This window comes from Corallincola holothuriorum (assembly GCF_003336225.1).
GTDB classification, from domain to species: Bacteria; Pseudomonadota; Gammaproteobacteria; order Enterobacterales; family Neiellaceae; genus Corallincola; species Corallincola holothuriorum.
On sequence record NZ_QPID01000001.1, the window covers coordinates 250,293 to 272,340 of the forward strand.

Below are 22,048 nucleotides of genomic sequence, written 5' to 3' on the forward strand. Positions count from 1 at the left end.
TGTATTAACGCTCAATGCGGAGTGGCAAAATGCCAAAGATGAAAAGTAACCGAGGTGCTGCAAAGCGCTTCAAAAAAACTGGCTCCGGCCGTTTTAAACATAAACAGTCTCACCTGCGTCATATCTTGACCAAGAAGAGTACTAAGCGTAAGCGTCAGCTTCGCGCTATGCACTTGGTTGAGAAATGTGATACTAGATCAGTGCAGCGTATGCTGCCATACGCGTAAGGGGAGACTGAACTATGGCACGAGTAAAACGTGGTGTTGTAGCGCGCGCGCGTCACAAGAAGGTATTGGATCAGGCTAAAGGTTATTATGGTGCACGTTCACGTGTTTACCGCGTAGCCTTTCAGGCGATAACCAAAGCAGGTCAATATGCATACCGTGACCGTCGTCAGCGTAAACGTCAGTTCCGTCAGCTGTGGATCGCGCGTATTAACGCGGCCGCTCGTCAGAATGGTCTTTCATACAGCCGTTTCATTAACGGTCTGAAGAAAGCATCTATCGAGATCGATCGTAAGATCCTGGCAGACATCGCTGTATTCGATCAGTCCGGTTTCGCGGTACTGGTAGAAAAGGCAAAAGCGGCTCTGTAATTTCAGAGAAAGCTTTATGAATAAACGGGAAGTGTTTTCACTTCCCGTTTTTTGTGTCTGGAGAAAAGATGCTCGTAGATTCCCACTGCCATCTCGATAAGCTTAAGCTTGATGAGTTCGATGGCGATTTGGCAAAAGTGATAAGTGCGGCAAAAGCACAGAGTGTGGAACACATGCTGTGTGTTGGCATTACGCTAGAAACATTTCCTGAAATGCTGCGTCAAGTTACCGGTTTTCCAGAAGTATCTGTTTCCTGCGGGGTTCATCCGTTAGATCAGGACTCTATTTGGCAGCAAAGCAAGTTGCTAGAGCTAGCGTCAGATCCAGCCGTGGTTGCCATTGGTGAGACAGGGCTAGATTATTTCTACGCTGCAGAGTCAAAAGAGAAGCAGAAATTAGCGTTTGCTGGGCATCTTGAGGTTGCCAATACGCTTAAGAAGCCGGTGATTATTCATACCCGAGATGCAAAAGAAGATACTTTAGCCATCATGCGAGCCGGTGACGCTGAACAAGTTGGCGGTGTATTGCACTGCTTCACCGAAAGCTGGGAAATGGCGAAAGCTGCCTTGGATATGGGATTCTATATCTCTATTTCGGGGATCGTGACATTTAGAAATGCGTCGGCGTTAAGGGATGTGGTGAAACAGGTGCCTTTGGAACGCTTGTTAGTTGAAACGGACTCTCCATATCTGGCGCCAGTGCCACATCGAGGTCGACAGAATCAACCTGCTTATGTGCGTGATGTGGCGGAATTTGTTGCAGACCTCAAGGGGGTCTCGTTCCAACAATTGGCCAGTGCCACAACTGATAATTTCTATCGCTTATTTAGTCAAATTAATAGAGGCTGATTAGCGTAGTGGGGGAGTTAAACTCCCCCTATGTCAGGCTTAGGCTTCTTCTTCGTATTTCTTTAGTAACGACTCGAGTAACTCCCGGTCATTCCCCTCTTGCAGTTTCATCGCTAATACTTCTATATCTGTCATGATACGATCGCGTTCCCTCACTGCATTTTCTTTCGCCCCCATTGCGTTAGCAAAGCGCTCTTCAGCCTTAGATAGCTGCTCTAGCAACTCGCTGCGTTCTGAATTCAAAGCGTGATAATCGCGTAGCTTGGCACTTAACTGTTTACGCTCATCCTCAAACTCTTCAATGTCACTATTGAACTTGCTTTCTATGCTCTCTTTGTCAGTGACTAACTTATCGACTTGTTGTTGTGTCGCGGCCAATTTTTTCTGTAACTCGGCAGTAGAATCTTTATACCCAGCGACCTCTTGTTTTGCTTTCTCATAGGCCGAGCTATGTTTTTCCACGGCTTGTTGCATTGCTTGCAACTTAGAGCTGAGTTCATTGTTCTCCTGCTGACAGTTTTTGAGTGTCAGTAGCTCTTTTTTCAAAGCATCCAAACTGCTATTTGCCTCTGCAAGAGATTGATTACTTTGCTTGAGTTCTATTAGTTCGCTTTCTGTTGTTTCCAGTGAACAACGCTGTTGTTCTATCGTGCTTTCATGACTGCGGAGTGACGCTTCTATCTGCGCTGACTTAGTTGCTTCAGCTTCTATTCGCTCTTTATATTCCGCCAGAGATGTTTCTTTCGCTTCTAGTGCTGCGCTCAACGAACTGATTTGCTCTTCCAGATGAGCAGTTTTTTCTTTCAGTGAAGCTTTCTCTATTAAGCTCTTTTCTTCGGTTGAGTGTTTGCTGCTTAACTGTTTTTCCAAGACGCTATTTTGTGCCTTTTCCGTCTCTAAGGATTGCTCTAGCGATGCGATTTGGTCATTCGCTTTTTCTATTTCAGATTTTAATGTCGCCAGTTCTGCATCTTGCAGGCCACTCTTACTGTCAACGTCTGTGCTAACTTCCGAAAGCTCTTGCTCTAATTGTGCGATCCGATCCTGATCTACTTTTGCTTCAGATTGATGAGACTTTTTCTGTTGCTCTAACTGTTTACAAAGGTGATAGATCTCTGTTTTTGCCGCTTCAAACTGCTTATGGTACTGATCTGCGTGTAGTTTTTCTTTTTCTGCACTTTCTCTGAGCATTTTAGTGTTTAACTGAGACGACTTTAATGTGGCGATCTCGATACGAGCCTTGCCAAGGTTTTTCTGCAGTAACTGCTCAGAACTGACTTTACTCTTCAGTTGCGTTTCCAGAGAAGCGCTGTGCTTACTCAGGGCTTGAAACTGCTTCCGTAATTCAGTGATATCGTCAATATCTGCAACCGCGGCGTCTATTTCCGCTGACGATGTGCTGACCGAGCCTTTAGTTACGGCGGCTAAGGACAATGCTTGCTGCCATAACTTGGCCGTTAAAATATTTAGTTCGGCCGGAAGCTCAGTGACCGTTTTGTCATCGCTGAGCAGCACGTGAGACTTGGCTATTACGTCACTAACAGTGCCGGGTTGAAAACCCGCTTGTTCGTTAATACGGTTTAGCGTTGCAGGCTTGCACTGGCTAAGCGCATTGGACATGACTTCCAGTAAAGAGATTAGTTGGGGATCTTTTTCAGCGTTTTTTTGCTCACTCATGGCCGTTCATCAGTTCCGGTTGGTAAGAATTTGCCATTTATCTCTCTTACATTAACAACCTGTTATCGAGAGTTGGCTAAACAGGTTTCATGTTACTGTTAAAGATAGAAAAAAATTGTGATGTTGTGGGCAGAAAAAATGCTCGGGACTATTCCGGGTCCCGAGCCTAGGGGAATGGCTCTATGGAAGAGCCGTGCGCTAACTAAAAAAACACAAAAGAACTTGGTCAAACTCGTTACTTTGTTGCTTTAGCTAGCTTCAAGTGTAGACATAGATATTTAATGCACCCAAATTTTCACTTCAGCGCATTACTTAAAAGTCAGACCCTGGTCACGTACCAACTCTCTTGGCAGCTTGTTCTTTAAGCGTGATCCCGTCACCCTGGCTAAACCGATCGGTGTGCCGCGATAGGTACAGATGATATCGCCCCGTTTTGCTTGTGAACGATTTTCTATATCCTTGCCCATAAAATAGGCTTCCGCTTCGGGCGGCGATAATTCATGTTTATTTATCGCTGTTGAGCCAAACGCTATAGCAAATTCATGGGAGATACGTAATTCCTTTCTATGTTGTTCACCCACCTTAATACCGAGTCGGTCAAACTTCATTTTAGGGATCATTGGTAACAGAGCATCGGGAAACAGCCATATCTCTCTGTCTCGCTGCCAAAGGCTATGCCCATCTAGGCTGCATTCATATTGGGCTGTGATCTCCGTTTGAATTTCTGCCTGCTGTTTACGACTGGGGCGGTGGAATGGAAATTTTGCCGGCATCTCTCTGGGGGCTAATAGTTTTTTCGGGCATTCTCCATGTTTGCGGAAAGCTGAAACGAAAAAGCCCTCGCTGTCGTAATGGTGTGGCCAGATATGTAAATAGCCTTCTGGGGTCGCAGCTATTTCGGCGCCATCGAAAAGTTCATTTAGTGGGATAACGTCTATTGCATCGCGATAGGTATTAAGTAGATGCTCGCATACCTGCTGATTTTCCTGATGATTAAGGGTGCAGGTAGAGTAGATCAGCGTGCCACCAGGTTTTAGTGCCTTAAAGGCACTCTCCATCAATGCTTTTTGAGTATCACTTAGCTCTACAACGGACTCTTCTGACCAATTCTTAAAAGCATCGGGATCCTTGCGAATGGTGCCTTCACCAGAGCAGGGGGCGTCGAGCAAGATGGCATCAAACATTTGCGGCAAATACTCGCCAAATACGCGGCCGTCATAATGGGTCAGCGCGCCGTTTTTAACGCCACAACGGACGAGGTTGGAATATAGGCCTTTGATCCGGCTACCTGAATACTCATTGGCAACAAGTACGCCTTTATTGCTCATGATCGCGGCAAGTTGTGTTGTCTTTGAGCCGGGGGCGGCTGCCATATCCAGTACTTGTTCGAATGGGCGTTCGCCGACCGCATAAGCTAACGCCATTGGTGGCAGCATCGAGCTGGCTTCCTGAATGTAGAATTGCCCATTCATATGCTCAGCAACATTGCCGAGTGGCGCTTCGTTGTCGTGATCGATCCAATAGCCATCCCGGCACCAAGGGATCGACTTCATTGTCCAAGCATGCCGGTCTGCAATGCATTGGTCATCATCGTGATTGGTTTTTAGGCGATTAAAGCGGACACTTTTTCGCAACGGCCTTAAAGTTGCTTCCAGAAAGGCTTTCATTTCTTCCGGCGGAAGTATTTCTTTAACTTTTTCAAGGAAATCTGTGGGCAGAGTCGTAGGCGTCTTCACTGGGATATGTCATTCTTTTTAAGCTTAAACAAGATCATACCATAGGCAGATGAGGGCAGCTTGAAATCGATGGTGAGAAATAGGATATGTTGAATTTTTTTTGGCTGGCCATGTTTCTTATCGGTGCTGTGTCGGCGATAGGGCAGTGGCTCATAAAGAATGATAGCCAGGTGTTCTCACGCGTGATCCAGGCCCTATTTGATGCTGCGAGTTTGTCGATGACCATCGGTATCGGCTTAGCGGGCTTGCTCTGTTTCTGGTTGGGTTTAATGAAGGTGGCGGAAGCTAGCGGAGTTATCCGCGGTTTGTCGCGGCTGCTAGCCCCCTTATTTGAAAAATTGATGCCGGAGGTTCCAAGGGGCGACCCTGCGATTGGCGGTGTCACGATGAACCTGGCAGCAAATATGCTCGGTTTAGATAATGCGGCAACGCCATTGGGCATTAAAGCGATGCAGCAGCTGCATGAACTAAACCCGAACAAAAAAGTGGCATCTAACGCGCAAATACTGTTCTTAGTATTGAATACCTCCTCTGTCACCATATTCCCCGTTACCGTGTTTCTCTATCGGGCACAGATGGGCGCTGCAGTCCCTACCGATGTGTTTATCCCTATACTCTTAGCCACTGCTGCATCGACCCTGTCTGGATTAATCGCAGTGGCTGTTGTGCAGAAAATCAATTTGTTTAATACAGTCATTATTACCTACGCTGCGGCATTGCTGCTTTTGCTGGGTGCGCCTCTTCTATATCTGATGTCGTTGTCGGCGAATGCAATGGCTAATGGCTCAGCGTTTATTGCCAACTTTACCTTGCTTGGTGTTATCTGTGCGCTGCTCTCGACCGCTTGGTACAAGAAGGTCAATGTGTATGAAACCTTTGTAGAGGGGGCGAAAGAGGGGATTGAGCAAGCATTTAAGATAGTCCCTTACTTGGTCGCCATGCTTTGTGCGATTAGCGTGCTAAGGTCATCCGGTGCGTTAGATAGTTTGATCGATGGCATTCGTTATCTCCTCTCTTGGTTTGCTATCGATACGCGATTTGTTGATGCATTACCGACGGGTCTACTTAAACCATTTTCGGGTAGCGGCGCCAGAGCGTTAATGATCGAATCTATGGATACCCATGGGGCGGATAGCTTTGTCGGTCGTCTCAGCTCTGTCATGCAGGGCTCTACTGAGACAACTTTTTACGTACTTGCCGTGTACTTCGGCGCGGTCGGTATTCAGCGTGTTCGGCATGCCGTGACTTGTGGATTGATTGCAGACTTTGCGGGTATGACGGCAGCTATTGGTGTTTGTTATTGGATGTTTGGTTAATGCTTGCTAATCAGTAAGCAAAGATAGTACTGTATAAAAAAACAGTTAAGGGTCAAGTTATGGCTGTCGTAGTAAAATATGTCGTAGTAAGAAATGGTGAGGAAAAGATGACGTTTACCAGCAAGAAGGAAGCCGATGCTTATGATCGTTTGCTTGATATCGCTGATGCAATGTCATCGTACTTGAATGAAAGTGAATTAGGGCTTGGAGATGACCTTTGTGATGCTGTTGGCCATTATTTGGCGATGAACAAAGACACGGTTGTGCAATTACTTAAGAGCGGTAAATTGCCCAGTGCCCCTGAGTCAAAAAAGTAGGTGGTAATGAGTACTGCAATGGATAGAAAGACACTGATACGATATTTGGATGACTTTCTGGTTGTCGATCAATTTAGAGATTATTGTCCTAACGGCTTGCAGGTTGAAGGTTCACTTGTCGTGCAAAATGTTGTTACCGGGGTAACAGCCAGCGCCGCCTTGATTGATAAAGCGATAGCCTTAAAAGCAGATACCTTACTGGTACATCACGGCTATTTTTGGAAGGGCGAATCTCCAGAAATTGTTGGGATCAAAGCGAATCGCATTAGAAAGTTAATCCAGAACAACATTAATCTAGTGGCTTACCATCTACCGCTCGATGCCCATCCTGTTGTTGGCAACAATGCGCAACTCGCAAAGCTGCTTGGTATCGCTCAAACAGAGAGTTCTGATCCGACAAGCGTTCTCGCTACAGGCGCATTTTCGCCGCCAATCAAAAGTGTTGAGCTAGCAGAGCGGCTTAGCCAAACGCTTAACCGAGCACCGTTGCATAGTGCTGTGGTTGATGAGATTAAGAGCGTGGCGTGGTGCACTGGTGGCGGTCAAGACTTTATTGAGCAAGCCGCCGATTTGGGGTGTGATGCGTTTATTTCCGGTGAAGTTTCTGAACGTACTGTTCTTCTTTCGCGAGAGCTAGGTATTGATTTTTTTGCAGCCGGTCATCACGCGACAGAGCGTTACGGCATTAAGGCGTTAGGTGAACACTTGAATGAGAAGTTCGGTCTGGATGTTAGTTTTGTTGATATCGACAATCCTGCATAAGTCGTGATGGCTTAGTGGCCGCCTAGCCATACCCACAAACGCCCCATATATTCGTACCAGGCTTGGCGAGTTTTCCTTATCTGGTCACTATCGGGGCGGTAGTACCACCAATCTCTCGGTTTATCAGGGGTTCCCCGAATATCAGCGGGGACCGGGTAGGGATCTAGTCCCTGGCGTTTAAACAAGTTCACTGCTCTAGGCAAATGGCTGGCCGAAGTGACCAGCGCAAACGGTGCTTGTTTAATAAAGGACGCTGTCGCAATAGCTTCTTCTGATGTGTCCCTCGGTGAAGGTAAGACAACTGCATTCTGGGCCGGAAGTCCTAGGGAAATCGCTACATCCCTCATAACGATAGCGCTGGCGGTATATTCCGCTCCGCCATATCCGGTGAATATCATAATACGGTTAGGTTTTTGATAGAAATGCCGTAGCCCTTCAGTTACTCGTTTAAGCGCGCATTCGTATAATCTTGCTGAAATAACATCAATGGGTAGGCTTTGGTGCCCGCAACCAAGCACAACAATATACTTAGTGTCTTCGGGCAGAGAGAGCACCGCAGGGTACTCTTTTTCAACCGCCGCGATCTGGTAATCACCGGCAGGGGGAATAGAGGTAAAAACGATCAGCAACAAGGTGATTGCAAGCAGGCTGGTGACTATTCTATGGCTGCCAGATTTAATCGCCATAATTAGCGCGACTAAACATAGAAGAAAGATAATGGGCAGAGGAGAGATCCAAGCTGCTGCTAATTTTTTTATTATAAACATCTACTATTCTCTCGAATTACCTATTTTCGTCCCTGAACATCATCTCACTCTCTATCTATCCAAAAGCTTGAGTCTGGCAGTGGGGTGTCGTCACTTAAGAATGGGTTATTTAAATGGATAACTTTTCTATCTTTTAACTGCGCTAGGTGGATCCACTCACCAAAGGCTTCAAAAAAATGCTTCTCAAATGAGCCATTGGCTTTGGCTATTTTTAGTCCCGCGAGCAGGCGTTTTGCAAGAGCGTCATCGCTGCTATTGACGAAAAAATAGCGCGGGAAAGGGTAGTATAAAGCCAAGTGTTGCTCCACTGCCAATCCTGGATGTTGCCCCTTAAACCGTTCTATCTCTTGCCAAGCTTCATTCAAGCCTCTGGGGAAATAATCAACACGCCGCTGCTCGACCATATTGAATAGTTCTTCATATTCCGGATGGCCGATCACCGGGATCTGGTTTGAATACAGTATTTGCATATCTGCCCAGTGCAAACCAAAGCCAGCGATCATGTTGTCTCTGAGTTGGTCGATATTTTCAACTCTACTAAACTTGTCTTGGCTCTCTTGATGGATTAATAAGATCCGATAGCCAAGAAGCCCGCCAAGGACAGGGAACTTCACCGATTGAAACCGTAGTTCTCTTTCTCTGTTTGTGGGCACAAATGCGACATCAACCTTTCCTTGCTCGAGCAAGCGCAAACCTCGAGCTTCATTCACCTTTTGGTTGAAAGCGACCGCTTTTGCTGGTCCATACTGTTCGGCAGTATTGTCCAGCGCCATCTGTAGAAGCTCTATATCATAAGAAAATCGTGCATCATCTTGAAAGTAAACTACTTGCTTTACCTTTTCTGCATGCGCATTGATACAGCAAAAAGCTAATAAAACTATCGAAATTTTTGTAAGGCGTGACTGGCTCATATAGTGCCTCGATGACTGACAAAAAGGTTAGGATATATTTTGCTATACCAATATAGTTATAAAGAACTCAGTTAGTTGACTAGATGATCACAAATTAGATTTGGATCGACAGGAAATATTATGACGTTGCACTCACTTACCGAATCTTCCTCGTCCATTACTAGTGGGAATAACGCGGCAGACCACTTCTTTCTGCTTCGACCGTTTGATGATGGGGTAATGACTGCTGAGTTAACCAATCAGACTGGCCGTTATCAGACCGTAGACAAAGTGGTTATTTATGATTGGCAACATGGTCTGAATGATGATGCGCTCTTATACGGTGAAGGCTTTCAAATGTTATCGCAAACCGGCGGAGTGCTTGCTAAGCCTGTTGATATTGGTCGTTGTGATGATGGTAAAGCCTATCGGCTGTATGATCCTAATCGAGAACAACGCGTTTACAATCTCTGCGTTCTCAATTCCGGCAACCAACTCATATTGCTTGGCTTTGTCTCTTGTCATCGCTTCGCTGGCTATTTTTCTTTGCGGCATGGAAGGATCGAGGTCACGCTGGATCTGGAAGGGGTGACTCTTGCGCCCCATGAAACAATCCAGTTAGAAGGCTTTTGCTGCCTTGAGGGGCAATACTTAGATCAGCTGCTATCGCAATTCGGTCAATTGATGCAGGTCGCTCATCCCCGAGCGCTTCCAGAGAAGATCCCCCAAGGGTGGTGCTCATGGTATCACTACTACGAAAATGTCACGGCGGATGACGTTCGAGAAAACTTGGCAGAATTAAAGTCATACCCTGCATTAGAGTTCATTCAAATCGATGATGGCTATCAAGCGTTTATGGGGGATTGGCTGACTCCTTCTGACAAGTTTGACGGTGGCGTTCCTGCGCTGATAAAAGAGATTAAAGGCCAAGGGAAAAAAGCTGGGATCTGGCTGGCGCCTTTTATTGCCGAACGCGGATCACGTTTGTTTAAAGAACATCCTGAATGGTTTGTAAAGCACCCCGAAACAGATCAACCGCTAGCGGCAGAAGAGGTGACTTATGGTGGCTGGCGCTGTACGCCGTGGTACATGTTAGACGCGACGCAGTCAGAAGTTATTCAATACCTTAAGCATGTGGTTAGTACAATGAGAAATTCGTGGGGGGTTGACTATTTTAAGCTCGACGCGAACTTTTGGGGGGCCGTTCATGGGGGAAAATTGAGCCGGGAAAACGTGACACGCGTTGAGGCTTATCGTTTGGGCATGCAAGCGATTAATGAAGCTGCCGATGGTGCGTTTATTCTCGGCTGCAATGCACCCATGTGGCCAAGCGTTGGGCTAGTCGACGGTATGCGTGTGTCCGACGATGTTGAGCGGCAGTGGTATCGCTTTAATCAGATACGGCGTGAGACCTTCTATCGTAATTGGTGCCACGGAACATTGTGGCTCAATGATCCTGATTGTTTGGTATTTAGGGATATACCCGGTCAGGTTGCAAACCAGGCAAACTATCGTCTGCATTTAACAACTATCATCGCTAGCGGTGGCATTCTGATGCTCGGTGATAGATTAAACGCGCTTACCACCGAGCAAAAGTCTTTCGTAAAAGAAGTGAGCCGGTTAATTGATCAAGGCTATGGTGCAGCGCAGTTCGTTGGTCTTGATCAGCATGTTGGTGTGGCGAACTGTAGTGGTGGACGCTTAGTCACATTGACCAATGGTGGCGAAGAAGCGCTGACACTATCAATTGCCCTGCAGAGTGAAGAAAGCTGCAACGTCATTGTGGGCGCAGAAGTGAGGTTGGAAAGTGATTGTGTTGTTGTCGTTCTCGACGGCTACGATGGCGCTGTTATTGAATTAACTAAAAGCTGATATCAATACCGACGGCGACATTACTGTCGCCATGGTTAGGAATTGCGCCAGAGCTAAACATCGTTTGAACCGTTACATCTTTATTGATTAGGTAACTGGTGCCAAAGCCGATTGCAAAATCTTTATTCAGTACGCCTGTTTGCTCACCAGCGTAGTAGTGATAGAGCGGGTCATCAGCGCCTATGTTTAGCAAGTCATTTCGTTGCTTGTCATAAAACTGTCCAAAGAGTTCAACTTGATAGCCATCATCTAGATAGGGAATGGCAACCATTGGCAGAGCGACCATTTCATACAGTTTTGAATCTGGGAAGTAGCTCTCCTGGGCTGAAGGTGCGAATTTTGCCTTCTGGTATACGTCACTCAGTGTATTAGTGATTAGCTCATAAGCTGTCGCTGGAAGCGAAAGCGGATCTTGCTTAGAGGTAGGCATCGGTGTTTGCTGATCGTAGGCCGACATAATGAACAAACGTGACCCGTCGAATATTTCGACATCCGCCGCGTTCGCGCTCAAGGAGCAACATGTTGTTAATATCGCTACGATACCTGTCAGGGACTGCTTAACCACTGAGATACACCGATTAATAAACTTTAGACGTGTTAAATGTAAACAAATTTAACAAATCAATCAAAGGGGAATTGATTAAATATTGCTCGGGATCACGAGTGAATTTGTAAGCTACGAAAAACAAAGGGATTTAAATTTTGCTTATGTAAAATATTTTGACACTGAAATTGGTTGAAACGAGGCGCAAGGGGAGTTTGGTGCGTCCTAGTGGATTCGAACCACCGACCTCTACCATGTCAAGGTAGCGCTCTAACCAACTGAGCTAAGGACGCTTTACTGCTGCTGTTTGAAGCGGCTCGTATAGTAGCAAATGAATTTTCCTGCGCAAGCAGTTTTTTTGTTTTGACAACTGTTTGGTGATTTATCAGTCGATGGGAATGCGCCAGCCTCATGTTGCAGATCATAAAGTCTGTTTAAAACTGGTCAGTATTGGTGTGGATCAGTTAGAATTCCTGCCTTTATAACGACATAAACTGGGATCTGCGCGTTCTGCGCATAGTTCGGTAACTATCCATGCATAATCTGGAAGCAATTTCTGCTGAGGCGCTAGAAGCGATCTCAAAAGCAGACGACAACGCAACGCTTGAGACGTTGCGTGTCGAATACCTTGGCAAAAAAGGTAAATTCACTGATCTAATGAAAGGCTTGGGTAAGCTAAGTCCTGAAGAAAAGCCCAAAGCAGGGCAGGCGATCAACCAAGCAAAACAAGCGATCACGGGAGCAATGAATGCTCGCCGCGAGATGTTAAAAGAGCAAGAGCTGAATATACGACTCGCCAGTGAGTCGATTGATGTCACCTTGCCTGGTCGTCGCGCTTCAACCGGTGGCTTACACCCTGTTAGTCGCACTATTGCTCGTATCGAAAGCTTTTTCGGTGAGTTAGGTTTTCAAGTTAAGCAAGGCCCAGAGATTGAGGATGGCTTTCACAACTTCGATGCATTAAACATCCCTGAGCATCACCCTGCGCGAGCGGATCACGATACCTTCTATTTTAACCCTGACATGATGTTGCGGACGCAAACTTCTGGGGTTCAGATCCGCACCATGGAAGTGGAAAAGCCGCCGTTACGCATTATTTCTCCCGGTAGAGTTTACCGCAACGATTACGACCAAACCCATACACCAATGTTTCACCAGGTTGAAGGTTTGATGGTCGATGAAAATGTCAGTTTTGCTGAGCTAAAAGGTATTCTCCACGATTTTCTTCGCGCCTTTTTTGAAGAGGATCTGGAAGTACGTTTCCGTCCCTCTTTTTTCCCGTTCACTGAACCGTCTGCAGAAGTGGATGTAAAGGGTAAGAACGGCTGGCTCGAAGTCTTAGGTTGCGGCATGGTGCATCCTAACGTCCTTCGCTCCGTAGGTATCGATCCTGAAAAGTATACGGGCTTTGCTTTTGGTATGGGAGTCGAACGACTCACCATGTTGCGCTATGGCGTTAATGACCTTCGCGCATTTTTTGAAAATGATTTGCGCTTTCTTAAGCAGTTCAGCTGATAGCCGAGGAGAACAAGAATAATGAAATTCAGCGAACAGTGGTTGCGCGAATGGGTATCACCAAAATCAACGAGTGATGAGCTGGCTGAACAGATCACTATGGCCGGCTTAGAAGTGGATGAAATTGTCCCTGTAGCGGGTGAGTTCACCGGTATCGTGATTGGCGAAGTGGTCAGTTGCGCTAAACACCCTGAAGCGGACAAGTTGCAGGTTACCAAAATTGATGTGGGTGACGAGGAGTTACTGGATATCGTATGTGGCGCCGCGAATTGCCGCCAAGGCCTTAAAGTGGCTGTTGCCACCGTGGGTGCGGTATTGCCAGGTAATTTCAAAATCAAGAAAGCGAAACTCCGCGGCCAGCCATCGTTTGGCATGCTTTGTAGTGAAGAAGAGCTGGGCATGGCAGAGAGTGCCGACGGTATTCTTGAACTTCCTCTTGATGCGCCTGTCGGCCAGTCTGTGCGTGATTACCTGCAACTGGATGACTCTGTCATTGACGTCGACTTGACGACCAACCGTGCTGATTGCCTGAGCATTACTGGTCTGGCACGGGAAGTAGGTGTTCTGAACCAAATCGATGTGCAGGGCCCAGTCAGTAATTCGGTTGAAACCAGCATCACTGATGTTTTCCCTATTTCAGTGTCGGCAACAGAAGCATGTCCACGCTATTTGGGTCAGGTTATAAAGAGTGTCGATGTCACTGCATCGACGCCTTTGTGGATGGTTGAAAAACTACGTCGTTGTGGCATACGGTCTATCGATCCAATTGTCGATATCACCAATTATGTGCTGTTAGAGCTTGGCCAGCCGATGCATGCTTTTGACTTAGCGAAGTTAGACGCCGCGATCACCGTGCGCATGGCTGAAGCGGGTGAGTCGCTAACATTGCTTGATGGCAATAGTGTTGAGCTACGAGACGATACGCTTGTTATCGCTGACGCGTCAGGCCCTGTCGCAATGGCAGGCATATTCGGTGGCGAGCGCACGGGTGTGAATGCAGACACGCAAGATATTTTACTAGAGTGTGCGTTTTTTAGCCCGCTAGCTATTACCGGTAAAGCGCGAACTTATGGTTTGCACACCGATTCCTCTCATCGATTTGAGCGTGGTGTGGATCCCGAGTTGCAATATCGCGCGATGGCGAGAGCGATTGAGCTAGTTGTCGAAATATGTGGGGGGCAGGTAGGCCCTTTGATTGACCGCACTGAAGCATCTCATTTGCCGACACGAAATACTATTGAGCTGCGTCAGAGTCGTCTGGCTCGATTATTAGGATGTAGCATTCCCAATGAGCAAGTTACTGAGATCCTGCAGCGCTTGGGGATGGCAGTTGAACTGATTGATGGTGGCTGGTCAGCGGTTGCTCCTAGCTTCCGTTTTGATATTGCTATCGAAGAGGATCTCATCGAAGAGATCGCTCGTGTTTATGGCTACAACAACATACCTAATATTGCCCCAGCGGGAAGCTTAGTGATGGGCGAGCACCAGGAAGCTGCGCTGCCTTTAGCTGAGATGAAAAAACTGCTTGTTAGTCGTGACTATCAGGAAGCGATTACATACAGTTTTGTTGATCCTAAGGCGCAAGCAGTGTTGCATCCTGAAGCTGAAGCAATCGTATTGCCGCATCCTATCTCGGTTGATATGTCAGCTATGCGCGTTAGCCTCTGGTCTGGACTCTTACAAGCCGTTAAATATAACCAGAATCGCCAGCAGACACGGGTTCGTATATTTGAAAGTGGCCTTCGCTTCTTGCCAAACGGCGAAAATTTACCGGATCAGCAAGGGATGATCGCTGGCGCTATTACCGGGGGCAAGGTTGATGAGCATTGGGATGATGTGTCATCGAATGTCGACTTCTTCGATTTGAAAGGTGAAGTAGAAGCGTTATTGTCGCTAACCTCTGATGCAGAAACATTTAGTTTCAAAAAGGAAGTGAATCCAGCCCTTCATCCAGGGCAATCTGCTCGGATATATCGTGGTGATGTTGCCGTAGGTTGGTGTGGTGCTTTGCACCCGCAAGTTGCGGATAAGCTTGGTATTGATAGCCAAGTTTTCCTGTTTGAGTTGTCATTAAGCAGCGTATTGCAGCGAAAAGTACCTGAAGCTGCGCCTGTTTCACGCTTCCCTGCTAATCGCAGAGATATCGCGATTGTCGTTGAAGAGCAGATAAATGCTGCAGACTTAATAAATGCCTCAAGGAAAGTTGGCGGAAATCAGTTAGTTGGCATAGACTTGTTCGATGTATACAGGGGCAAAGGTATTCCAGACGGACACAAAAGTCTCGCTTTAGCGTTGCGCTTACAAGATAACGAGCGGACGTTAGAGGAAAACGAGATGGCTGCCATCGTGCAACGCGTCGTGGACACCCTGTCCTCAGAATATGGTGCTTGTTTGAGGGACTGATAATGGCGTTGACCAAAGCTGACATCGCTGAACACTTGTTTGAAAAGATTGGTTTGAGCAAACGGGATTCAAAAGAGATGGTCGAATCTTTTTTTGAAGAGATCCGTTCGGCGTTGGAAAGTGGAGAACAGGTAAAGCTGTCTGGTTTTGGCAATTTTGAGTTGCGAGACAAGAATGAGCGACCTGGTCGAAATCCAAAAACTGGCGAAGATATTCCAATTTCTGCACGCAGGGTGGTGACATTTCGCCCAGGGCAAAAGCTGAAAAGCCGTGTTGAAGATGCTATCGACGGTGGTGAATAGTTTTAAATTAGTTAAATTGATGTACTAAAGAAAAGCCACCTTCGGGTGGCTTTTTTGTATATCTGTTTTGATGACTACTTCTAAAGGGGTGGTTGGTGTAACAAAACTACATTAGGCGCCCATCAAGTGTGATCAACTGCAAATAATTAAATAATTCTTGTAAACTGACTTTGCTTTAGTTACAGTGTGACCAACTTAACACTAAGGCAACGGATTGAGACATGTATATGCGTTATAGCTTCCCTAAAGTTGTGGCACGTCGCATGTTCGTATTGGTGTTAGGCGTTATAGCTTTTCCTTTTGTGTTTAATACGAAAAGGGCTCAGCTGTTTAGTTATCTTCATCGCTACTGGCTCAAAACCAGTGATAAGCCGGTTTGGATGACTCAGTCACAGAGTGTTTTTCGTAAGATTTATTAGCCTTTGAGAAGCAATTGCTTCTATTGAATTTTTGCGCGGGAGTCTTTACTCCCGCTTTTTTTTGTCAAAAATTCAGCTCCGACCAATATTCTCTCACCCTGATCACCTAAAATTAGCCTACCGCGACTGATCCGAACCAGCGTTTCTGCCGTTAACCTTTTGTGTTGTATAAACAAATATGCTGTTGTAGGCGATGTTGATCGGATAAGGGTAGTCAGTTGGCGAAATTAGTTTGGTTCCGAGACGATTTAAGAACGTTGGATAACCCCGCACTCTTTCATGCCTGTGAAAAGGATGAAGGCCAGGTCTTTGCTATTTACGTTATTTCTCCGACGCAATGGCTGCGTCATCACTGGTCTCCGAGCCGCATCGGATTGATTCGACGTCGTATAGAAGCTTTAACTGCCGAACTTGCCGCCTTAAATATTGGCCTTACTGTGTTGATGGCTGATACCTATAGTGAGATTCCAGAGCTAATTGCCAGCCATTGCCAGGCGAACGATATAGATCATCTATTTATCAATAAAGAGGTCGGCTTTAATGAAGGCAAAAGAGATCGCGAGGTTAAAGCTGCCTTGCAACTGCTAGGTGTCGCTACGGTCGCTTATGATACAAGAGCAATACTGCCTCCAGGGTCGGTATTAACAGGGAAGGACAAGCCATTCTCCGTGTTTACGCCATTTAAAAAGGCATGGCTGCGCCTTTTCAGTAGTGCCGGGGTTAGCTGTTTGCCTCGACCTAAGGCGAGGCAGTGTCACACCCTGTCGTCGAGCCATAATGAAGCGTCTAGCTGGCCTGAAAATATTGACGTCAATAATAGTCAAACAGTAACTGAAGAGCAGATATTAGGTACCTTGCGCCAGTTTGTTGCTGAGAAAGTTAAAGATTATCATGCAGATAGGGATGTTCCAGCCATTGCCGGTACAAGTGCTTTAAGTCCGTTTTTGGCAATAGGTGCTATTTCTGCAAGGCAATGTATTGCCAGATTGCTATATCAGGGCAGCGGTGATCTCAGTGCGTTGTCCGAGGGCGAAAATGTTTGGCTAAGCGAACTGGTCTGGCGAGACTTTTATCGTCATTTGATTGAAGCGTACCCGCGATTATCCATGCACCGTTCATTTAAGCCTGCTTACGACTCGCTACAGTGGTGCAATGATGCACAGCTATTTCAACAGTGGTGCGATGGATTAACTGGGTATCCGTTGGTTGATGCAGGGATGCGACAACTTAAACATACCGGTTGGATGCACAACCGGCTAAGAATGGTGGTTGCCAGCTTCCTTACGAAACACTTACTCATCGATTGGCGCTGGGGAGAGCGGTATTTTATGCAGCAGTTGGTCGATGGTGATTTGGCTGCCAATAACGGTGGGTGGCAGTGGGCGGCAAGTACCGGTGCGGATTCTGTGCCTTATTTCAGGATCTTCAACCCACTTCTGCAGGCAAAACGTTTCGATCCGGACGGCAGTTTCATTCGTAAGTGGGTGCCAGAACTTAAATCGTTAGCCGTACCGGAGATCTTTGAACCGCACAAAAAGGGTAGAAACCTTTTGGCAGGAGATTACCCCATGCCTGTGGTTATTCATGCGGAGGCCCGTCAACGAGCGCTGGCGTTCTATAAAGGAATCAATGATGCAACCTTACCTTAAACGTTTCGAAACGCTGTTTACTAACCTTACTGTTGATAGTTTGGCTCAGTTGGATTCAATCTATACAGAAGAGGTTGTGTTTAAGGATCCCGCTCATACTGTTGAGGGGTTAGATGCTTTAACTGCGTACTTCTCAGGTTTATGCAATGACCTCACTCACTGTCGCTTTGAGATCTTCGAAAGAGCCTTCAACGACAACGTCTGCTTCTTGCAGTGGCAGATGTCATTTTCTCATCCGAAATTGCAGCAGGGAAAAGAGATTCTCGTGCCTGGCTGCAGTGTCCTTAAGTTTAACGACAATGGGATTTATCAGCACACCGATTTCTTTGATATGGGAACGATGCTTTACGAACAAGTGCCGCTATTGGGTGGTGTAGTTAACTTCCTCAAGCGACGCTTGGCTGCATGAGGATCCTGATAACAGGCGCTACCTCGGGTATCGGGCGGCAGCTTGCGCTAGATTACGCAGAGCTTGGTCACGATGTTATTGCATGGGGCAGAAATATAGACGCGCTCAAGCAACTTGAAGGGGCAAGCATAAGGACCCAGAGTGTTGACCTATTGGAAAGCGACCAGGTAGTAGATGCTGTTGAAGCGATGGCGGAAACAGGTTTACCGTCGTTAGTTATTATGGCGGCGGGTGGTTGCGAATATATTAATGACGGCAAGTTAGACACCGCGCTATTTATGCGGATGTGGCAGGTTAACTTCCAAAGCCAGGTTGATTTACTGGCTTTGCTAGCCCCGCATTTAGCCGAAGTTACAGACGCCCAAGTCTATATTGTCGGGTCATCTGCGCGTCTGTTTCCGTTCCCCCGTGCAGAAGCTTATGGCGCTACCAAGGCTGCGCTAAATTATTTTGCTCGTTCATTACGTGTTGACTGGCTAAAGATGGATATTAGCGTAGGCCTGGTTGAGCCAGGCTTTGTTGATACGCCGCTTACCCGTAGGAATGATTTTTCGATGCCGCTCCTAATGCCTGTAGAAGAAGCCTGTCGTCGGATCCAACGCGGGATCGCTAATCGTAAGCCATTAATCACTTTTCCTAGACGGCTGATCTGGTTTTTGCGACTGCTCGCCTGTCTACCCGAGTCTTGGCAGTTAGTAGTACAAAAAAGGTTAATTAAAGTATGAAGCGTATAGCTATCATTGGCGCCGGAATTTCAGGCTTAGTTACGGCGAAACTGCTTTCGCGAAAGCATGATGTCACCCTGTTTGAGAAGAACCACTACATTGGTGGCCACACGCATACTGTTGATGTGGAGGTGGGTGGTAAAAGCTACGCGGTAGATACAGGCTTTATCGTATTCAATGACCGTACTTATCCCAACTTTATCCGTTTGCTTGATCAATTAGGGGTTAAGTATAAGCCCACTGAAATGAGCTTCAGCGTCAGTAATAGGCAGTCTGGCCTTGAGTATAACGGCCATGACCTAAATACGCTGTTTGCTCAACGTAAGAACCTGTTTAGCCCAAAGTTTTATCGATTAATTAGCGAGATACTCCGTTTCAACAAGCTATGTAAGGCACAATCTCAATCCAGTTTCGGTCATGATTGCCTTGGTGATTTCCTTTCTAAGCATCAGTTCAGCGACTTCTTTCAGCAGCATTACATTCTACCTATGGGGGCAGCGATTTGGTCGACCAGCATAGAAGGGATGAAAGCATTTCCGTTGACCTTTTTCCTGCGTTTCTTCCTAAATCACGGTTTGCTGGATATTAAAGATCGTCCCCAATGGTATGTCGTTGGAGGGGGATCGCGCAGCTATGTCGAACCACTCGTTCGGCAAATAGATGGTGATATCCAACTGAATGCGCAAATCTCATCGGTGCAGCGTTTGGAATCCGCCGTCATCGTGAGATTTGCTGACGGCAGTGAGCAACAGTTTGATGAGGTGGTTTTTTGCTGCCATTCAGATGAAGCCCTATCTCTTCTCGCTGATGCCGACGCGAATGAGCAGGAAATACTTTCTGCGCTTGCTTATGCTGATAACGAGGTGGTTTTACATACTGATCAGTCATTGCTTCCGCTGGAAAAGCGCGCATGGGCGAGTTGGAATTACCTGATGGATGGCGTAGATACCGAGTTACCGCAGCTCACCTACAATATGAATATCTTGCAGGGGATAAAGTCGGACGAAACCTTCTGTGTCACGCTTAACGCCACGGCAAAGATCGACGCCAGCAAGGTACTAAGAAAATTCACCTATGCTCATCCACAATATACGGTCGCTGCGGCTAATGCCCAAACCATGTGGGGGCAGATTAGCGGTTGGCGGCGTAGCCACTTTTGTGGCGCGTACTGGTTTAATGGTTTCCATGAAGATGGTGTGAATAGTGCTTTAAGGGTCGCAGAAGCATTTGGGGAAACACTATGATAGGTGAGGGGTTATACCACGGTTGGGTTGCGCATACTCGCTTTGCGCCCAAGCGCCACAGCTTCAGATACTATCTGATGATGCTTTATCTAGATTTGGATAATGAAGGGAAGTGGCCAGCCCTGGTGCCTTGGTTGGGTGAGCGTCGGTTTAGTGTGGCGAAATTTTGCGCGGATAGGCACCTTTCCCACCGGTCAGAGTCACGGCTGAAGCAGCGTGTGCAAAGTGAAGTTAATGCGTTAGGCGGCGAAGGAACACTAGAGAAAGTTTTTGCACTGTGCCATCCGGCGTACTTTGGTTTTCATTTTAGCCCGATTAATCTGTATTACTGCTACCGCGGTGAAGCGCTCGTTTATATCTTAGCTGAGGTCAGCAATACCCCTTGGAACGAACGGCATAGATATCTGATTGACGCAGATAATCCTTCGTCAGTGGAAAAAGCATTCCACGTATCGCCGTTTATGGAGATGGATCAACGATACGAGTGGGCCATTGCAGAGCCAACGGCAACACTTGGTTTTGGGGTGAAGAATCTGCAAAGTGACACAGTGATGTTTAATGCCAACATGCAGCTTAAGCACCAACCGTTAACCCGAACTAATCTAAAACGTATCTTCCTACGTATACCGCTGATAACGTTCAAAATCGTCTTTGCTATCTATTGGCAAGCATTGAAGATTTGGCTTAAAGGTGTGCCTTTTATAGGTCACCCATCTGGAAAAGAGGTGCATTGATGACACGGGAAAAACGCTTACTAACAGACAAACTCTATCAAGGCACAGACACTGCGAAACCTTCAATGCGCGATAAGTTCGCCAAGCAGCTGGTATTTCGACTTTTCAACGAGGTAGAGCATGGCACAGTCATGCTGCTGGACGGTACCGACAGCTGTCGTTTCGGCGAAGGAGATGCTGATGTCACTGTTGAGATACTCGACCCTTCAGCTTACCGAGCCTTTGTTTTTGGCGGCAGTATCGGAGCGGCTGAGGCATACATTCGCGGTGCGTGGCGGTGTGATCATTTAACCCGCTTGATCCAGATTTTTGCCGCGAACCTCCCTAGGTTAGAAAGATTAGAGGCTAAGTTTAGCTGGCTGCAGTCGCCACTGCGTGTGCTCAGTCATTGGCGCCGTCGTAATAGTAGGCGGAACGCGCGTCAGAATATCGGTGACCACTACGATCTGAGTAATGATTTTTATCAGCTATTTCTCGACCCGAAAATGATGTATTCCAGCGCCATCTATCGTACCCCAGACACCAGCCTTGATGAGGCAGCGGAATATAAACTGCAGGTGGTGTGCGAAAAGCTAGCTTTGCAACCGTCTGACCACCTGCTTGAAGTAGGCACTGGCTGGGGTGGTTTGGCCATCTATGCGGCGGAACACTATGGTTGTCACGTAACCACGACAACTATTTCGGAGCAACAATATCAATTTGCACAGCAACGGATCAGAGACAAAGGGCTTGAACATCAGATCACTTTGTTAAAGCAGGATTATCGCGAGCTAACCGGCAAATATGACAAAATCGTATCCATTGAGATGATCGAAGCGGTTGGCCACCAATATTTACCGAGCTACTTCGAAAAGATATCGTCGCTACTGAAGCCGCAGGCGACAGCATTAATTCAGGCAATTACGATATCCGATCAACGTTATGTAAAGTACGTTAACAGCGTTGATTTTATTCAAAAATATATATTCCCTGGCGGTTGTTTGCCATCTGTGGAGCGCCTCTCTACCCAGGTTTCCCAGCACAGTGACATGGTGATCAGGCAACTGGAAGATATTGGTCTGCATTATGCGACAACACTGGCACATTGGCGGGAAGGATTTTTTGCCAACCTTGATGCGGTACGCGAGATGGGGTTCTCCGAACAGTTTGTGCGCCTATGGCAATACTATCTCTGTTATTGCGAAGGTGCGTTCAGAGAGCGGGTGATTAGTACGGTGCAAGTGGTGCTAAGTAAACCAGAACATCGAGCTGATCTCGCTTTCTCAGTGAAATAAGCGGAATAACTAACGTTTGTTGGGTTCGCTGCTAAGATAAATTTGATACA

22 protein-coding genes and 1 tRNA gene are annotated in these 22,048 nt (G+C 46.8%); 17 read left to right on the plus strand and 6 right to left on the minus strand.

Translation table 11 applies throughout. The features are described 5' to 3' along the window. The first annotated feature begins 29 nt into the window (after positions 1–29). From rpmI to DU002_RS01170, 3 genes are all read left to right on the plus strand, one after another. Complete coding sequence (gene rpmI, locus DU002_RS01160; RefSeq protein ID WP_114336517.1) at positions 30–227, plus strand: 50S ribosomal protein L35; 198 nt, start codon at positions 30–32, stop codon at positions 225–227. A gap of 14 nt (positions 228–241) precedes the next feature. Continuing rightward, positions 242–595: a 50S ribosomal protein L20 gene (rplT, locus tag DU002_RS01165; RefSeq protein ID WP_114336518.1), complete on the plus strand. Its 354-nt coding sequence runs from the start codon at positions 242–244 to the stop codon at positions 593–595. 68 nt (positions 596–663) lie between these two features. Next, on the plus strand, positions 664–1,443 hold the full coding sequence (locus DU002_RS01170; RefSeq protein ID WP_114336519.1) for a TatD family hydrolase: 780 nt from the start codon (positions 664–666) through the stop codon (positions 1,441–1,443). A gap of 39 nt (positions 1,444–1,482) precedes the next feature. On the opposite strand, the gene DU002_RS01175 is transcribed toward DU002_RS01170, so the two are convergent. Both DU002_RS01175 and rsmF read right to left on the minus strand, forming a co-directional pair. Continuing rightward, positions 1,483–3,120 carry a hypothetical protein gene (locus DU002_RS01175; RefSeq protein ID WP_114336520.1) on the minus strand — a complete coding sequence of 546 codons (1,638 nt, stop codon included), beginning with the start codon at positions 3,118–3,120 and terminating at the stop codon, positions 1,483–1,485. 308 nt (positions 3,121–3,428) lie between these two features. After that, positions 3,429–4,856, minus strand: a complete 1,428-nt coding sequence (rsmF, locus tag DU002_RS01180) for a 16S rRNA (cytosine(1407)-C(5))-methyltransferase RsmF (protein WP_114336521.1) — start codon at positions 4,854–4,856, stop codon at positions 3,429–3,431. A gap of 86 nt (positions 4,857–4,942) precedes the next feature. Between rsmF and DU002_RS01185 the strand changes: the two genes are divergently transcribed. Genes DU002_RS01185 through DU002_RS01195 form a run of 3 tightly spaced genes read left to right on the plus strand, consistent with a single transcriptional unit; the run spans position 4,943 to position 7,251 of the window. Continuing rightward, positions 4,943–6,172: a nucleoside recognition domain-containing protein gene (locus DU002_RS01185; RefSeq protein WP_114336522.1), complete on the plus strand. Its 1,230-nt coding sequence runs from the start codon at positions 4,943–4,945 to the stop codon at positions 6,170–6,172. Positions 6,173–6,231: 59 nt separating this feature from the next. Continuing rightward, positions 6,232–6,489 carry a YebG family protein gene (locus tag DU002_RS01190; protein WP_114336523.1) on the plus strand — a complete coding sequence of 86 codons (258 nt, stop codon included), beginning with the start codon at positions 6,232–6,234 and terminating at the stop codon, positions 6,487–6,489. Positions 6,490–6,507: 18 nt separating this feature from the next. Then, entirely contained in the window at positions 6,508–7,251 is a 744-nt protein-coding gene (locus DU002_RS01195; protein ID WP_114336524.1) for a Nif3-like dinuclear metal center hexameric protein, read from the plus strand. 11 nt (positions 7,252–7,262) lie between these two features. Here the strand turns inward: DU002_RS01195 and DU002_RS01200 are convergent, their stop codons facing one another. Then, complete coding sequence (locus DU002_RS01200; protein WP_114336525.1) at positions 7,263–8,018, minus strand: ElyC/SanA/YdcF family protein; 756 nt, start codon at positions 8,016–8,018, stop codon at positions 7,263–7,265. A gap of 44 nt (positions 8,019–8,062) precedes the next feature. Then, positions 8,063–8,791, minus strand: coding sequence for a type 2 periplasmic-binding domain-containing protein (locus tag DU002_RS01205; RefSeq protein ID WP_130565651.1), 729 nt, complete (start codon positions 8,789–8,791; stop codon positions 8,063–8,065). A 258-nt stretch (positions 8,792–9,049) separates the two neighbouring features. Here DU002_RS01205 and DU002_RS01210 point away from each other — a divergent pair, with 258 nt between their 5' ends. Then, the gene (locus tag DU002_RS01210) at positions 9,050–10,780 is read left to right on the plus strand and encodes a glycoside hydrolase family 36 protein (RefSeq protein ID WP_114336527.1); all 1,731 of its coding nucleotides are present in this window, start codon (positions 9,050–9,052) and stop codon (positions 10,778–10,780) included. On the opposite strand, the gene DU002_RS01215 is transcribed toward DU002_RS01210, so the two are convergent. Together DU002_RS01215 and DU002_RS01220 are read right to left on the minus strand one after the other, a co-directional pair. Continuing rightward, positions 10,770–11,291 (minus strand): hypothetical protein, encoded by a 522-nt coding sequence (locus DU002_RS01215; RefSeq protein ID WP_130565649.1) that lies wholly within the window; start codon positions 11,289–11,291, stop codon positions 10,770–10,772. The two genes, DU002_RS01210 and DU002_RS01215, sit on opposite strands and share 11 nt — an antisense overlap. Before the next feature lie 249 nt (positions 11,292–11,540). Beyond that, a tRNA-Val gene (locus DU002_RS01220) sits at positions 11,541–11,617 on the minus strand. A gap of 241 nt (positions 11,618–11,858) precedes the next feature. Here DU002_RS01220 and pheS point away from each other — a divergent pair. The 10 genes from pheS (at position 11,859) to DU002_RS01270 (ending at position 21,998) form a co-directional block, all read left to right on the plus strand. Then, positions 11,859–12,839 carry a phenylalanine--tRNA ligase subunit alpha gene (gene pheS / locus DU002_RS01225; RefSeq protein ID WP_114336529.1) on the plus strand — a complete coding sequence of 327 codons (981 nt, stop codon included), beginning with the start codon at positions 11,859–11,861 and terminating at the stop codon, positions 12,837–12,839. 21 nt (positions 12,840–12,860) lie between these two features. Then, the gene (pheT, locus tag DU002_RS01230) at positions 12,861–15,242 is read left to right on the plus strand and encodes a phenylalanine--tRNA ligase subunit beta (RefSeq protein ID WP_114336530.1); all 2,382 of its coding nucleotides are present in this window, start codon (positions 12,861–12,863) and stop codon (positions 15,240–15,242) included. 2 nt (positions 15,243–15,244) lie between these two features. Beyond that, complete coding sequence (ihfA, locus tag DU002_RS01235) at positions 15,245–15,544, plus strand: integration host factor subunit alpha (protein ID WP_114336531.1); 300 nt, start codon at positions 15,245–15,247, stop codon at positions 15,542–15,544. 227 nt (positions 15,545–15,771) lie between these two features. Next, positions 15,772–15,963, plus strand: coding sequence for a DUF2517 family protein (locus DU002_RS01240; RefSeq protein ID WP_267896987.1), 192 nt, complete (start codon positions 15,772–15,774; stop codon positions 15,961–15,963). Positions 15,964–16,181: 218 nt separating this feature from the next. After that, complete coding sequence (phrB, locus tag DU002_RS01245) at positions 16,182–17,612, plus strand: deoxyribodipyrimidine photo-lyase (protein WP_114336533.1); 1,431 nt, start codon at positions 16,182–16,184, stop codon at positions 17,610–17,612. Continuing rightward, on the plus strand, positions 17,593–18,021 hold the full coding sequence (locus tag DU002_RS01250; RefSeq protein ID WP_158537925.1) for a nuclear transport factor 2 family protein: 429 nt from the start codon (positions 17,593–17,595) through the stop codon (positions 18,019–18,021). Before phrB ends, DU002_RS01250 begins: the two co-directional genes overlap by 20 nt. Continuing rightward, on the plus strand, positions 18,018–18,746 hold the full coding sequence (locus DU002_RS01255; protein WP_114336535.1) for an SDR family NAD(P)-dependent oxidoreductase: 729 nt from the start codon (positions 18,018–18,020) through the stop codon (positions 18,744–18,746). Before DU002_RS01250 ends, DU002_RS01255 begins: the two co-directional genes overlap by 4 nt. Further along, the gene (locus DU002_RS01260) at positions 18,743–19,990 is read left to right on the plus strand and encodes an NAD(P)/FAD-dependent oxidoreductase (RefSeq protein ID WP_114336536.1); all 1,248 of its coding nucleotides are present in this window, start codon (positions 18,743–18,745) and stop codon (positions 19,988–19,990) included. The genes DU002_RS01255 and DU002_RS01260 overlap by 4 nt, the downstream gene beginning before the upstream one ends. Next, positions 19,987–20,724: a DUF1365 domain-containing protein gene (locus DU002_RS01265; RefSeq protein WP_114336537.1), complete on the plus strand. Its 738-nt coding sequence runs from the start codon at positions 19,987–19,989 to the stop codon at positions 20,722–20,724. Before DU002_RS01260 ends, DU002_RS01265 begins: the two co-directional genes overlap by 4 nt. 65 nt (positions 20,725–20,789) lie before the next feature. Next, positions 20,790–21,998, plus strand: coding sequence for a class I SAM-dependent methyltransferase (locus tag DU002_RS01270; RefSeq protein ID WP_233496384.1), 1,209 nt, complete (start codon positions 20,790–20,792; stop codon positions 21,996–21,998). Positions 21,999–22,048: the final 50 nt, after the last annotated feature.